This is a genomic window from Treponema socranskii subsp. buccale, assembly GCF_024181585.1.
Lineage (GTDB): Bacteria > Spirochaetota > Spirochaetia > Treponematales > Treponemataceae > Treponema_D > Treponema_D buccale.
The window spans coordinates 2608291-2622057 of the sequence record NZ_CP054258.1 but is presented as its reverse complement, the minus strand read 5'-3'; the positions used below and the strand labels follow the sequence as shown (position 1 = coordinate 2622057).

General features: G+C 49.2%; 12 protein-coding genes. 9 read left to right on the top strand and 3 right to left on the bottom strand.

The window, feature by feature from the left end; genetic code table 11:
• Positions 1 to 141 precede the first annotated feature (141 nt).
• From HRI97_RS11760 to HRI97_RS11740, 5 genes are all read left to right on the top strand, one after another.
• Positions 142 to 1371 carry a TetR/AcrR family transcriptional regulator gene (locus HRI97_RS11760; RefSeq protein ID WP_253725651.1) on the top strand — a complete coding sequence of 410 codons (1230 nt, stop codon included), beginning with the start codon at positions 142 to 144 and terminating at the stop codon, positions 1369 to 1371.
• 87 nt (positions 1372 to 1458) lie between these two features.
• Positions 1459 to 2901: a TolC family protein gene (locus HRI97_RS11755; RefSeq protein WP_253725649.1), complete on the top strand. Its 1443-nt coding sequence runs from the start codon at positions 1459 to 1461 to the stop codon at positions 2899 to 2901.
• On the top strand, positions 2898 to 3827 hold the full coding sequence (locus tag HRI97_RS11750; RefSeq protein ID WP_253725647.1) for an efflux RND transporter periplasmic adaptor subunit: 930 nt from the start codon (positions 2898 to 2900) through the stop codon (positions 3825 to 3827). The genes HRI97_RS11755 and HRI97_RS11750 overlap by 4 nt, the downstream gene beginning before the upstream one ends.
• Positions 3828 to 3924: 97 nt before the next feature.
• Entirely contained in the window at positions 3925 to 7080 is a 3156-nt protein-coding gene (locus tag HRI97_RS11745) for an efflux RND transporter permease subunit (protein WP_253725646.1), read from the top strand.
• 309 nt (positions 7081 to 7389) lie between these two features.
• Positions 7390 to 7701 (top strand): PG0541 family transporter-associated protein, encoded by a 312-nt coding sequence (locus HRI97_RS11740; RefSeq protein ID WP_253725644.1) that lies wholly within the window; start codon positions 7390 to 7392, stop codon positions 7699 to 7701.
• 484 nt (positions 7702 to 8185) lie between these two features.
• Here HRI97_RS11740 and HRI97_RS11735 read toward each other — a convergent pair whose 3' ends face one another.
• From HRI97_RS11735 to HRI97_RS11725, 3 genes are all read right to left on the bottom strand, one after another.
• Positions 8186 to 8953 (bottom strand): class I SAM-dependent methyltransferase, encoded by a 768-nt coding sequence (locus tag HRI97_RS11735; protein WP_253725642.1) that lies wholly within the window; start codon positions 8951 to 8953, stop codon positions 8186 to 8188.
• Positions 8954 to 9072: 119 nt separating this feature from the next.
• A complete protein-coding gene (locus tag HRI97_RS11730) occupies positions 9073 to 9726 on the bottom strand; it encodes a cupin domain-containing protein (RefSeq protein WP_253725641.1) in 654 nt (217 codons plus the stop codon).
• A 143-nt stretch (positions 9727 to 9869) separates the two neighbouring features.
• The gene (locus HRI97_RS11725) at positions 9870 to 10565 is read right to left on the bottom strand and encodes a Crp/Fnr family transcriptional regulator (protein ID WP_253725640.1); all 696 of its coding nucleotides are present in this window, start codon (positions 10563 to 10565) and stop codon (positions 9870 to 9872) included.
• A gap of 257 nt (positions 10566 to 10822) precedes the next feature.
• On the opposite strand from HRI97_RS11725, the gene HRI97_RS11720 reads away from it, so the two are divergent.
• The 4 genes from HRI97_RS11720 (at position 10823) to HRI97_RS11705 (ending at position 13744) form a co-directional block, all read left to right on the top strand.
• Complete coding sequence (locus tag HRI97_RS11720) at positions 10823 to 11008, top strand: hypothetical protein (protein WP_253725638.1); 186 nt, start codon at positions 10823 to 10825, stop codon at positions 11006 to 11008.
• Between the two features lie 394 nt (positions 11009 to 11402).
• Positions 11403 to 12353, top strand: coding sequence for an ABC transporter substrate-binding protein (locus HRI97_RS11715; RefSeq protein WP_253725636.1), 951 nt, complete (start codon positions 11403 to 11405; stop codon positions 12351 to 12353).
• The gene (locus HRI97_RS11710; protein WP_253725634.1) at positions 12328 to 13086 is read left to right on the top strand and encodes an ABC transporter permease; all 759 of its coding nucleotides are present in this window, start codon (positions 12328 to 12330) and stop codon (positions 13084 to 13086) included. Before HRI97_RS11715 ends, HRI97_RS11710 begins: the two co-directional genes overlap by 26 nt.
• Positions 13064 to 13744, top strand: coding sequence for an ABC transporter ATP-binding protein (locus HRI97_RS11705; protein WP_253725632.1), 681 nt, complete (start codon positions 13064 to 13066; stop codon positions 13742 to 13744). The genes HRI97_RS11710 and HRI97_RS11705 overlap by 23 nt, the downstream gene beginning before the upstream one ends.
• The last annotated feature ends 23 nt before the right edge of the window (positions 13745 to 13767 follow it).

The window sequence follows — 13767 nt, the reverse complement described above, 5'->3', positions numbered from 1 at the left end:
CAACGCTGCGTATATAATACGTTTTATTTCTCCTGACATATTTTTTTAATTGCTCTTGACAAAATTTAAACAACTCTCTATAGTCCTGTAAGTTACCGAACAATCGGTAACCTTTTTCATCCGTAACTGTTTGGGAATTGTATGAAGGAAGGCGTTTCGACGCGGGACAAAATAATCGACGCTGCATTTTCGTTTTACCGCAAGCCGGTGTTTACGAATATTTCACTGTCGCAGATCGCGCAAAAAGTCGGTATCAGTAAAGCGGCTATTTTTAAACACTTTCCGAGCAAAGCGTCGCTCAAACAGGCCTTGTTTGAACGTATGTTCGACGGCATCGCAGAAGTCATGCGGCGGATGTTCGGATGCTATCGAAACGGCAAGCGCATCGAAGCGATGTCCGAGGCGGTTGATTTTCTCGTCAATCACCGCGAATACGTCATGTATTTTCAATCGCAGCAATGTATCGTAGACGAAGGCGTCTTCGTACGGGAATTGCGGAAGCGCAGCATACGGGTGTTCGATTCGCTTTTTACACGCGACGGCTCGATTAAAGATATCGACCTCTATGTGACCGGCATCTACGTCGGAACGACGATTTTTATTTTTGCGCTGCTCCGTTTCGACGCGCTCGATACGAATGTACCGGGACTTGCGGACTCCGCCGCTTTTGCCGATAAGATCGCATGGTTGATCGAAAACGGTATCGGAAAAAATATTCCCGAACGGCAACGGCTCACACAGCTCGACGCGCGGTTTAAATCGGCGATGCAAAAAAAAACGCCGCTCACCGACGAAATACTCGCGCTCGCTTCCGTCGTGTCCGAATACGGGGCGGCCGGTATTACGATCGAACGCTTGGCAAAAAAACTGCATTTGGCAAAAAGCTCGCTCTATTCGCGCTATAAAAATAAAAGCGAAATGGTCGAGTCGCTTATAAAAAATGAAGTCGTTCGGATGTACGCTATGATCGCCGAAAATATGAACGATTTGACGACGGGCGAAGAGTGTACGTACGCCGTTTTACAAACGGAACTGCTGTATTTTATACGGTATCCCGAGACAGTCGGTATCTGTTCGAATCTTATCGGTATCAACGATTTTGTCGATCGTGCCGAAGCACCGGATTTTGTCGATACGATATACGATTCGGTTTATTGGAAGCGTTTTATCGCTTCGCTTCCCGATATCGGTATGCCCCCAACCTCTCAACGCGTTCTCGGCTGGTTTTTCGCGATTGTCGTTACGATGTTTATCCATTGCCGGAGGCTCGGTTTTTCGGACAAGCGTATGTTTGCCGCATTGAAAAAATTATACGCGATGACGGAATCGGGAATCGGCAACACTGCCGTTCATAAGAGGGGCGGAAGCTGACGATCGCGGCACTTGCAGAGGCTGTGTTCGAACGGCGCGAAAGTCGGCTGCGGTGAACGCCGGGGCGGCTGCCGTTCGGCGTTTTGTATGCGGTTAATAATTTGTATGTATTTGGGAGCTAAGATGATTCTATATAATAAAAAATACAAAGCGATATTATTAATTTTTTTAAGCGTCGTGCTGCACTCGTTTGCCCAAAGCGGCGAGACGGTAACGTTGACGATCGATGAAGCGGTTGCCTATGCGCGTGCCCACAGCCGCACGCTCAAAAGCGCGGATATCGATTTGGAAATGGCCAAGCGCGCGTCCGACAACGCGTGGAACGTATTTTTGCCCGACGTGCAGGCGACGGGAACGCTTAACCGTACGACTGATATCAGTTCATCGATCGAGCAGCAAAATCTTTTTCGTAGACTCTCCCTTCAGCCGCCGATTTCGGAAACGGAAAGCATGCACTGGGCGGCTGTCGGGAACTTGAGCGCGGGACTGAATTTAAGCCTTGCGTACATCGGTCAAATACGTGCGGCAAAGGCAGGCTACGAAGGCGGCAAAATCACGCGGGAACAAACCGAGCGAAAAACGATTACCAATGTTAAAAAGCTGTTTTTCGGTCTTTTGCTGCAGCGGGACAACCTCGCGATTCAGCGGGAAACGCTCGAAAACGCACGGCGGCGGAGCGTGCAGGCGGCGGTGAATTATCGAAACGGGAGGATTCCCGAACTGCAGCTTTTGCAGGCGCAAGTGCAGTATGAAAATCAAATTCCCGAAACGGAGCAGGCGGAAACTTCTCTCGCGCAGCAGCTCGATATGTTCGTGTTTTTGCTCGGCATGCCTTCCGGCACGAAGATCGAACTTGCGGGTTCGATCGATCCCGCTCTTATCGATGTCGATGCCGACGATTTGATCGCGACGTACGGGAACTCGTCGCTCGCTCTGCGCTCCCTCGACAACAATATCGAAACGCTCGAGCACAATCTTTCATCGCTCGACTTTGCAAGTTTTTCGCCGGCTCTGTCTTTGAATTGGAATTACCAGCCGATGCTGCGCGACGCCTTCGATTCGAATTGGTTCGATAAGGATAATTGGAACGATAACGGCGCGTTCAGTGCGACGCTCGCGTGGAACGTCACGAATATGCTGCCGTTTTCGTCGAACCGCCAAAAAGCGAAAGACCTTCGCGCGAATCTCGAAAAGCTTAAAATCTCGCGCGAACAGCTTACTGAAAATCAAAAGCTCGAAGTGCGCACTGCGATCAATACCCTCGATCAGGCAAAACGCCAGATCGCTTCGATGCAGCGCAACGTCGAACTCGCGCAGCGCTCGTATGCGATGACGCTGCGTTCGTATCAAAACGGTACGACCGAACTGCTCGACCTCCGCGATGCGGAACGTCAGCTCAATCAAGCGCGGCTCGGTTTGGCGAATCAGCGCTATCAATATATTACGGCATTGCTCAATCTCGAAGAAACGTTGAATACGGATTTGACGGTAAAGAGCGCCGCAGCAACGACAAACGGAGGAACTCGATGAAATATTCGAATCGCTTTATACAAATCGCCCGCATCTTATCGCTCGTTTTAATAATCGCTTCGATCGCGGGCTGTAAAAAAAATACGGCTGCCGCCGGCGGTGAAGGAGACGATATCGTTTACGCCGTTAATACGTATAAAATCGAAAAGGGCAACCTCGATCAATATCTCGAATTCGGAGGAGACGTCGCATCGGTTTCGGCAGTCGACGTGCTGCCGGACATGAGCGGAAAAATTTCGCGCGTGCTTTCGAACATCGGCGATACGGTTGCAAAAGATCAAGTGATCGCATACGTCGACGCGAGCCGTCCCGGCATGTCGTACAGCGAAAGTCCCGTGCGCGCTCCGGTAAGCGGAAGGATCATCACATCGATGCCGTCGGTCGGTGCGACGGTTTCTCAGACGATGCCCGTCGTGCAGATCGGCAGCACGGACGATTTGGAAATCCGCGTCAATATTCCCGAACGCTTTGTGAGCCGCATTCAACGCGGCCAGTCGGCGACCGCGCAGTTTGCAGCCTATCCCGGCATCGACTTTACGGCAAAGGTCGTCGAAGTGTCTCCTGTCCTCGATACGACGACGCGGACGATGGCGGTAAAGCTGCATCTTTCTCCGCCCGATGAACGCATTAAAGTCGGCATGTACGGAAGCGTCCGCCTCATCACCGACAGCATACAAAACGCGATCGTCGTCCCGTCGGGAGCGGTCATCACGCGGGCGGGTAAGCCGTACATATTTGCAATTGCGTCTCAGGCGCAAAGCGATAAAACCGCCGTCGTAAAAATGCTGGCGGTAACGGAAGGTATTTCCGTCGACAACCGCACGGAAATTACGAGCGGGCTTTCTGCAGGCGATGAAATCGTCGTAAAAGGGCAGACGCTCTTAAACGACGGCGCAAAGGTAAACATCATCGGTGCCGCAAACTGAAATAAGATTAGGTCAATTTCGAGTTTTCTAAAATTCGGAATTTTCCAAGCGTTTTGTGCATCGATATTCAATTTATTAATTATTAAGGAAGTCGTAAATGACATTATCGGAATACTCCGTCAATAAACCCGTTACCGTGCTGCTCGTATTTATCGCGCTCATCGGGCTCGGCATTTACTGCACGACGCAGCTGCCGGTCGATATGTACCCCGATATGAAGCTGCCCTATATGCTCGTCCACACGGATTATAAAAACGCGGGACCTGAAGAAGTCGAGCAGAGTTTGACTCGCGTATTGGAAAGCGTGCTTTCCGGCGTGACCGGTTTGAAAAAAATGCAGTCGCAGTCGTCGTCCGGTTTGAGCCTTGTCTTTATGGAATTCAATTACGGTACGAACCTCGATGCGGCGGTCGCCGAAATACGCGATAAAATCGATTTGGTGCGGAGATATCTGCCGACGGGTGCATCTTCGCCTACGACGATCAGAGCCGATCCGTCGCTCATGCCGATCATGGCGCTCGCGCTGCAGGGGAACAGAACGCCCGAAGAACTCCGTCGATACGCAAATGATATCGTGCAGCCGCGCCTCGAACAGATCGACGGCGTCGCGTCTGCACGGATCGTCGGCGGCCGTGAAAAATCGATCAACGTCGACATACCGCGCGACCGGCTCGAAGCGTACGGGCTTTCGATCACTTCCGTCGCGCAGATGATTGGTTCGCAAAACGTACAGAGTTCCGGCGGTACGATTACGAGCGGCGATATCAATTACACGATAAAAACGAGCGGCAAATACGCGAGCGTCGAAGATTTGAAAAATACCGTCATTTCGTATAAAGCGTCGGCCGCTCCGAAGTCTGCGAGGCCGCGCATCGCAACGGTACGCCTCCGCGATGTCGCCGACGTGTACGAAGGTTACAAAGACGAAAACACGCTCGCCTATCTGAACGGAACACCCTGCGTTATACTGAACATCCAAAAACAGAGCGGAAAAAATTCCGTAAACGCGGCGCACGCCGTGCGCAAGGCGATCAAGGCTATAAAAGTCGAATTGCCGTCCGACGTCGATGTCATCGAATCGTCGAACTATACGGATATCATCGAGCAGACGATTGCGGAAGTCGTAAAGTCCGTCATACAGGGAGCGCTGCTTGCGATCATCGTGCTGTTTATCTTTTTGCGTTCGATTAAGAGTACGGTCATCATCGGGCTTGCGATCCCCGTGTCGGTCGTCATCACGCTCTTTCTCATGTACTTTACGAAAATTTCGATCAACATGATCTCTATGGCGGGTCTGCTGCTCGGCATCGGTATGCTCGTCGACAACTCGATCGTCGTCCTCGAAAACATCTACGCGTACCGGCAAAAAGACGCAAAGCCGCGCGTTGCCGCGGTGCTCGGCTCTCAAGAGATGATCCTTTCGATCAGCGCGAGTACGTTTACGTCGGTGTGTATTTTTCTTCCGATGCTCATGTTCAAAGGTCAGCTCGGCATTATGGGACAGATTTTCAGCGATCTCGCGTTGACGATCATCTTTTCGCTTTTGTGTTCGCTCGTCGTCGCGATCGTCCTCGTGCCCGTGCTGAGCTCGAAGTATCTCCGCATCGATAAACTCGCGGACAGAGGCGAAGGCGTGCGGTTCGAAATCAACCGCCGGTTTACGCGCTTTTTTTCGCACCTCGACGACGTGTACGCGCGCGGCGTCAAATTCGTTTTGCACCGCCGGAAATTGTGCATCTTTTCGCTCATCGCTCTGTTCGTGCTCTCCGTCGCTGCCGTCAAATTCATCGGCTTTATCTTTATGCCGGAACCAGCATCGAATACCGTTGCCGTCAAATTCGAACTGCCGAAAGGGACGCGGCTCGAAGTCACCGACGATACCCTTCGCGGCTTTCAAACGACTGCGGCACAGGAATTAAAGGGCGTCAAACATTCGTCGACGACGGTCGGCGGTACGGATATATTTTCATCGACGTCGGGGTCGAATACCGGAACCGTGACGTTTACGCTGTATCCGGCGGAGGAGCGAGAGACCGGCTGGGACAACGAAAAGTCGGCAAAGGCGAAGCTTCGAAAATATTTTAATAAAATACCGGGTGTTAAAGTGAGCTTCGCGCAGAATCAAAACGGTATGTCCACCGGCGGTATAAGCATCAATGTCAAGTGCGACGATCTGAACAAACTCCGCACTACCGGCGCTCAGCTTGAAGAGCTTTTAAGAGAGCAGGCGCAGGATGTCGTTACCGAAGTTTCAAGCGATTTGGAAGACGGGCTGCCGCAAGTCGAATTGGTATTTGACCGCGAGCGCATGTACGAACTGGGAGTAAACGTATATACGGTCGGAAACGAAGTGACGGCGCTCATCAACGGTACGACCGCGAGCCGTTATACCGACAACGGCGACGACATCGACGTCATAGTGAGGCTTTCGAAAAAAGACAAAGCGAAGCTCGCCGATTTGGATTTGCTTTCGATCGTAAACGCGTCGGGTGAGCGCATCCCGCTTTCGAATTTCGCGCACTATGAAGAGACGACTTCTCCCGTAACGATTTTGCGCGAAAATCAGGCGCGCGTCGTTCACATCACGGCAAAGCCCGTGGCGGGACTTTCGCTTGATAAAGTGCAGGATACAATTCAAAAGCTTATCAATGAAAATATTCCGAAAGACGAAAACATGCGCATCGGATTTTCCGGCGACTATGAAGATATGATGGAAGCCGTGAGAAATTTCGCTTTGATTATCATGATGGCGTCGATCCTCGTGTTTATCGTCATGGCGAGTCAATTCGAATCCTTTATGGATCCGTTTATCGTTTTGTTTACGATACCGTTGTCCTTTATCGGCGTCATCGCGATCTACGCGCTCAACGGTTCGCGTTTGAGCGTCGTCACCGTTATGGGCGTACTCGTTCTCGTCGGTACGATCGTCAACAACGGTATCGTCCTCGTTGACTACACGAATCTGCTGCGTAAGCGCGGCCTTGCGCTCGAAGACGCGTGCGTCGAAGCCGCGCGAAACCGCCTGCGCCCCATTTTGATGAGTACGCTTACGACCGTCATTTCGCTCATGCCGATGGCGTTTTTTCCCGGCGAGGGTTCGGCAAGTATGCAGCCGATAAGTTTGACGGTGTTCGGAGGCATGACCTTCGGTTCTTTGATGACGCTCTTTGTAATGCCGACCGTGTATTATATCGTCAATTCGAGACGGCAGCGGAAGCTTGAGCGAAAACTGCTTCGTGCGCGCGAAGCGTAACGGAGGTATGATAAAAAGTGTCGTCTGAAATATCGCCGACACTGGAGTCTAAAGCCGAAAAACGCCGAAGCGTTTTTCTTTTATGGGAGACACTTGCGATTTCTGCGCATTGCTCGAAATCGCAGCGTTCTTATCTCGAGTTTGCGCGGATGTTTGCAGAAGACGTGTATGTGGCGTTTCGATAAAAAACGCATGAATACGATACGCTTTATTTTGCAAACTCGACTATTGAACGTGTGCGCTTACGCGCACGGCTAAAAACTTTTTCGGAAATTGCTATTTCCTGCAAAAGTTTTTATGGGAGTCAATATGAACGAAACAAACGGAATACGGCGCGTTCGAATGGAAATCATATTTTCGCAGGCGCTGGAAGAAGATTTTCAACAGGAATTTGCCGAACGCAAAGTCGGATTGCACTTTACGAAAATTCCTTCGGTGATGGGTGCCGGTTACGGTAATCCGCGTCTCGGAGATTCGGTGTGGCCGCAGCTCAATGCGATGTACATCATCTACTGTGACCGCGACGAAGAAGTGGAACTGAAATCGATTATTAAAAAACTGCGCGAAAAATATCCGACCGAATGCGTCGGTTGTTTTATAAGCGAAGCGGAAGAGTTTTAGCGGAAAGAGGAGCGGAGATATTTTTAATAAGGTTGATAAAAATATTCTTCCGTTTCTATGAGGAGATATCCGGTGATTACATTTTGCGATAGATCCGAATACTTTGTAGAAAACTGCAATACATATTTTACCGCCGTGCGCGACGGATTTTATAAAGGGAATAATATTTTATATGACGACTACGAATTTATTTTCGACGGCGATATATATAAAATTAATAAAAAGCGGATTTGTAAAAGAGTGGTTTATGCAAAATCGCAGGTACGAAAGTTGGGCAGCGATCGTGCTGTGATTTCATTTGAAATCGTGATTTCTTTTTCTCAATCCGGGATATTACGATATACATCGTCAAAGAAGCGAAGTAAGAGTCTACGAGATTTTAACGGCCTATCGCGGAGATCGTTCGTTGTGATATGAACCGAACAGAGAGCGGTTTTTTTTCACCGTTCGTGTTTTGCCGCTGTTTCCGTTCCTCCATTTCCGCTTATACTTTATTTTTTGTCCCGAAGCTGCAGATGTAGGCGAGGTCTTTTTTGTGTCCGTTGAAAAAGCGGAACATTTGTTTGAACATCGCCTTGTTTTCTTTTTTCATCGCGTTGCGTATGATTTTCAGCGCACCGGCAAGGCCTTCGTCACGGATCATGCCGCGCGGGCTCATCAGCGTCATCTCTCCGCATTTTTGCGTAACGGAAAACCCGTTTTTGCAAAAGAGCGCTTCCCAGCCGGCGGCATCGAGCGGCTCAACGCTCACGTTTATGGCTTTGCTTAAAGCACTCCGCAGTTTTTTTTGCTCGGCGGAATCGGATGTCCTGAGAGCGACGTCGTGCGTTAAAAGCAGTCCTCCCGGCTTGAGTACGCGAAAATATTCTTTGAGCGCCTTGTCTTTTTTGTCGCCGATAAGCATCGTCAGCATCGCTTCGTTGACGACGATGTCGAAACTTGCGTCTTCAAACGGCAGCGCGAGCGCATCGCCGTGAATCAGCGTCAGCTTATCTTCAAGATGATTTTTTTTGATATTTGCTTCAGCTTTTTTGAGCGCATCTTTATCGAGATCCACGCCGGTGATCTTACAGCCGAATTTTTTCGACAGCTGAATCATCGTCCTTCCCATATTGCACGCGACTTCAAGAATTTTCGTATCGCTTTTTATATTTGCCTGTTCGATGAGCCATGCGGTCGCATCGATTCCTCCGGGACGCAGCGTCGTTTTGCCCAGCCTTGCCAAAAATATATGCCCCGCTTCACCGTACATACTGTCTCCTTTTTTCTGCGCGTACAGCTGCCGCAAAAGCAATCGGTTTTTTTTGACAAATCGCCGAGTTTAAAAGTAAGTCAGCTGTACGCTATACATCTCTGTGGTGCAAACTGCAATCAGTCGCGGACGAGCAGCAAAGCCATTTTGAATTTGCCTTCCGCTTTGACGTAGTGCTTGCCGTTTTTATCGAACTTAAAGTTTTCGCCTTCATGAATACGGTATTCTTTTCCTTCATATCCGATAATGCCCTCGCCGTCCATGCAGAATATAATCGCGTCTCCGGGGGCGGAATGTTCGGGTAATCCCGTTCCCGCGTCGAAAGCCATAATCACAAATTTGGTTTTGTTGCTGTCGACGAGGTCCATGTTTACAATCTTTCCGTCTTTATAGGGGAGAAGATCTTTTAATGCGAAAATTTTTCCGCTTTTTAAAATGTCGTTCATAACACACTCCTTATCTAAAAGTATTTCCGAATATATGCATCCCGTTTTGCTTCGTATGCCGACGGGAATGTTTTGCGGTACGATAAAAATGTCCCCTTTATGAAGAGCCTGCGTTTCCGCCGTCAAATACAGTACTTGTGCATCGCCTTCTTCGATCTTCCAGATTTTCGGATAATCGTAACTTTCAGGACTGATGTTTGTGCCCGCAGCAATCGAAAAAATATTCATGCTGCACGCAGTGCCTTGCAGCACGTTTTCCGATACCGTACACCCTTCTACCGGTACATTGTCTTTTGCGATGGAAAATATATGTTTGCTTTTCAGCATATCACACCTCCGTTGACAGACTCTCGGGTTTGATAGCCCTACGCGTTTAGTCTTATCTAACTTATACCGAATTTTCTCGCCGCCGACTGTTGCTCGGGCAACAAATTATTCAAAAAATAGGGGAATTTACCGCGAAAGCTTGTTTAAAAGTCCGTTTTTTGCTCATCCGTGTCTTTTGGCATAAGCGTTATCGTTTTTCCTTCAATTTGAATAATTCCTTCGCCCTTCATGCGGTTCAGCTCGCGCGAGACGGCGCTCCTGTCCGCCGATATGAATTGCGCGAGTTTTTCGCGTGTAAACGGCAGCGTAAACGAATTGCGGTGCAGCGTGTTTTGCGTAAGATGCAGATAAAACAAAAGCTTGTCGCGGAGCGTCGGCTGCGCCAAAAGCTGAATTTTCGTGTTGAGGTGCTGAATGTCGCGCGCCATTTCGCGCAACAGATTTTCGAGTACGATTATGCGGTAGGGGCAGCCGCACCGATTTGTACCGTCTTCCGAGGGAAGTTGAATAAACAAAACCTTTGTCTTTTCCGCGCTGATAATGCGCAAAAACGGGTTCGCCTGTCTGAGACAGCACAGCGCTTCTCCGAAAGATTCTCCTCGCCCGATTTCTTTGAGCAGCACGGTTTTGCCGTCAACGCCGATTTGTTCGGCGTGAACGCTTCCTTCGACGACGATTCCCGCATGAGAGACTATATCGCCGGAACGGTATATCTCTTGCCCGCACTCGAAAGCGCGGTAAAATCCGCGCAGGCAGGTGATCGCTTTGTCTATGTCTTTGGCGGGAATCCCTTTGAATACCGCCGTTCGCGCTAAAAACGACGTGTAAAAATTCAGCATTTTTTCCCCGTTTGTTGCTGCGGCAACGGAATTTATTATTCGTGCGGAGGATTTAATACCCCGGCGCTCGGCGCCGTAACAAAGGGGATTAAAGCCGACTGCAATACCTTTTGAGAACGACATACCTCACCGGTTTACGGCGAGGTATGTCGATTAGTTTATGCTAACTTTCAGACAGTGTCAATCATTATATAAATCATCCGTAAATTCAGTTTCAAAATATTGACGGATAGCCTATCTCATATATAATATAGATTATGAGCATATCAAAAGAAGATAAAATTTCAATAAATCAGTTTATAGCTTCGGCGATCGGTGAAAAGCTGTCCGCAATGCAAACCGCAGCCTATCTTCAAAAAAGGGCGGAAAAGGGGTCGCGGGAAAAATTTCTGTCGGTTTTAAATAACGCGCCGAATACCGAACCGGAAGAGTGTGATAGATAAACTGATATGAGATTATCGTATAATGCTCCCGTGTCTATATATTCCGTATCAATATATATGAAACGTTTATCGATCCTGAGTACGGTAATATGGCGGTTATTTCAAAAATAAGCGATCAAACAAAACTTATTGCGGTAAACTATGAAATAAAAGACGGTTCACCGAATACTCTGTATACCAGCAAGTATATCGTGCTGCCGGCGGAAGGGAAATTTTTTAAACAAAAGAAGATCGGTCCGAATCCTAAAATAAAATAATAGTTACAAACGGCTTTTCCGACTCTTTATTTTCACAAAAATTCAGCATTTTTTCCCCGTTTGTTGCAGCGGCAACGGAATTTATTATTAGTTTATGCTAACTTTTAGACAGTGTCAATCATCCGGAGGTATCAGAGATGAAAAAAATACTGTCTGCCGCGGCCGCGCTGTTTATTGCGCTGAACTGTGCCGCCTTTGCAAAGGAACAGGTGATCCGCATCGGTATGCCGAAAGCGCCGCCCGCTTTGCCCGTTTTGCGCATGATCGAATCGAATGCGCTCGGCGAAAACGTCAAAATCGAATATACGATTTGGGATGCGCCGGAAAAACTTATCGCGATGGTGCAGAGCGGCGATTTCGATATGTTTGCGTTTCCGCTGACGGTCGTCGCAAAACTGTACAACAAGGGCGTTCCCGTAACGCTGACGAATGTGGACACGTGGGGCGTTTCGTATTTTTTGACGACCGATCCCGCGCTTAAAACCTGGTCGGACTTAAAAGGGAAGACCGTGTACGTTCCGCTGCAGTCTTCTCCGCCCGACGTTATCACGCAGTTTTTTATGAAAAAAGCAGGCCTTACGCCGAAAAAAGACGTAACGATTATCTACTCTTCGCGTCCGGAAATCGCGCAGATGATGGCTGCCGGAAAAATTCAATATGCGACGATGATCGAGCCGCAGGTTACGGCGATTTTAATGCAGAATAAAAATGCGCGTGTCGCGTTTTCGTTCGAAGAAGAATGGAAAAAAGTTACCGACGACAACACGATTATTCCGAATGCGGGCTTCGGCGCAAAATCGAAATTCATAAAAGACAATGCCGACCTTGTCGCACGCTTTGAAGCAGAATACGAAAAGGCGCTGAACTGGGTGCTGCAAAATCCCGACAAGGCGGCAGCTCTTGCCGATTCCAAGCTCGGTATGAAAGCGCAGGTTGTGCAAAGAGCGATTCCGCGCATGGGGCTTATCTATAAAAACGCATACGATGCGAAAGCCGACTTGCAGCAGTTTTGGCAGCTTTTAGTCGATTTTGATCCGGCGACGATCGGCGGAAAAGTTCCCGATGAAAAAATCCTCTATAAAAAATAACTGCATAGCGGCGCTCGCCATGCTTGCACTGTGGCAGGTACTCTCTTTGGTGTACCCGCCGCTTGTAGTGCCGCCGATTCCGGCCGTCGGTAAAATACTTGCGCGTATTTTGTCCGCTCCCGATCTTTTGCACGAAGCGGCAAAAACTTTGGGCAGGCTTGCCGCCGGGCTTTTTTTGGGCATTGCCGCGGGCTGTCTCGTCGGCTATGTGTGCGGCGTGTGCAAAACGTGCCGGGAACTGTGCAAACCGGTTCTCGGCGTACTGCAGGTTGTGCCGCCCGTTGCGCTGCTCGTGCTTGCGATTATCTGGTTCGGTTTTAACGGAAAGCCCGCCGTCCTTATCGTCGCGGTTGCGATTTTTCCGATCATCGCGATTTCGGTGCAGGATGCGGTTTTGCACGTAGACCGAAAACTGCTTGAGATGGGAACCGTCTTCAAATATACGAAAAAGCAGCGCTTTTTTTTAATCACGTGGCCGTCCGTAAAGCCGCAGTTTTATTCGGGCTTGCGGATCGCCTTGGGTACGGCGTCCAAAACGGTCGTTATGGGCGAAGTGCTGACGACTTCTTCCGGTATCGGCGGGCAAATTGTGAACGCGCGTTTGAACATCGAGCCGGAAGCGATTATCGCGTGGACGGTCGTGTCGGTGTGCATGTACTATGTGTTGGAAGCCGCCGTTGCTCTGCTGTTTGTGCCGAAGGAACAAAAATATGCTCAGCGTAAACAATCTTAAAAAAATCTACAACGGCAAAACGGTTATCGACTGTCTTTCTTTTTTTGTGAACGGCGGCGACATCGCCGTTATCGTCGGGCCTTCCGGCTGCGGAAAGTCGACGCTGCTCAATATTGTTGCCGGTCTCGATACGAATTTTGAAGGTTTGCTGCAAACGGGCGGAAAAAAAATCGGCTATGTGTTTCAGGAAGACAGGATTCTTCCCTGGCTGACCGTCGCGCAAAATATCAAATCGGTAAATCCCCAAGGCGACGATAAAGAAGTGCAGCGCTTTATCGATATGGCGGGCCTTACCGGATTCGAGCGCTATTATCCTGACGAACTGAGCGGCGGTATGAAGCAGCGCTGTTCGATTGCGCGCGCCCTTTATTACGGCAGCGAGCTTTTGCTTATGGACGAACCGTTCAAGTCGCTCGACTACGGTATCAGACATAAGATGATTGCCGATTTGCTTGCGATCCATCAAAAAGAAAAAAATACGATTTTATTCGTTACGCACGACATCGAAGAAGCGCTTTCGGTTGCCGACGTTATTTTCGTGTGCAAAAAAAATCCGATGCGCCTTGCCGACACCATCGACCTGCACGACAAAAGCGAACTTACGCCCGCAAAAAAGCAGGAATTAAAAGACGGGATTTTACGGATAATAACGGCGTAAAACCGGTTGCCCTTTCCCTTTCC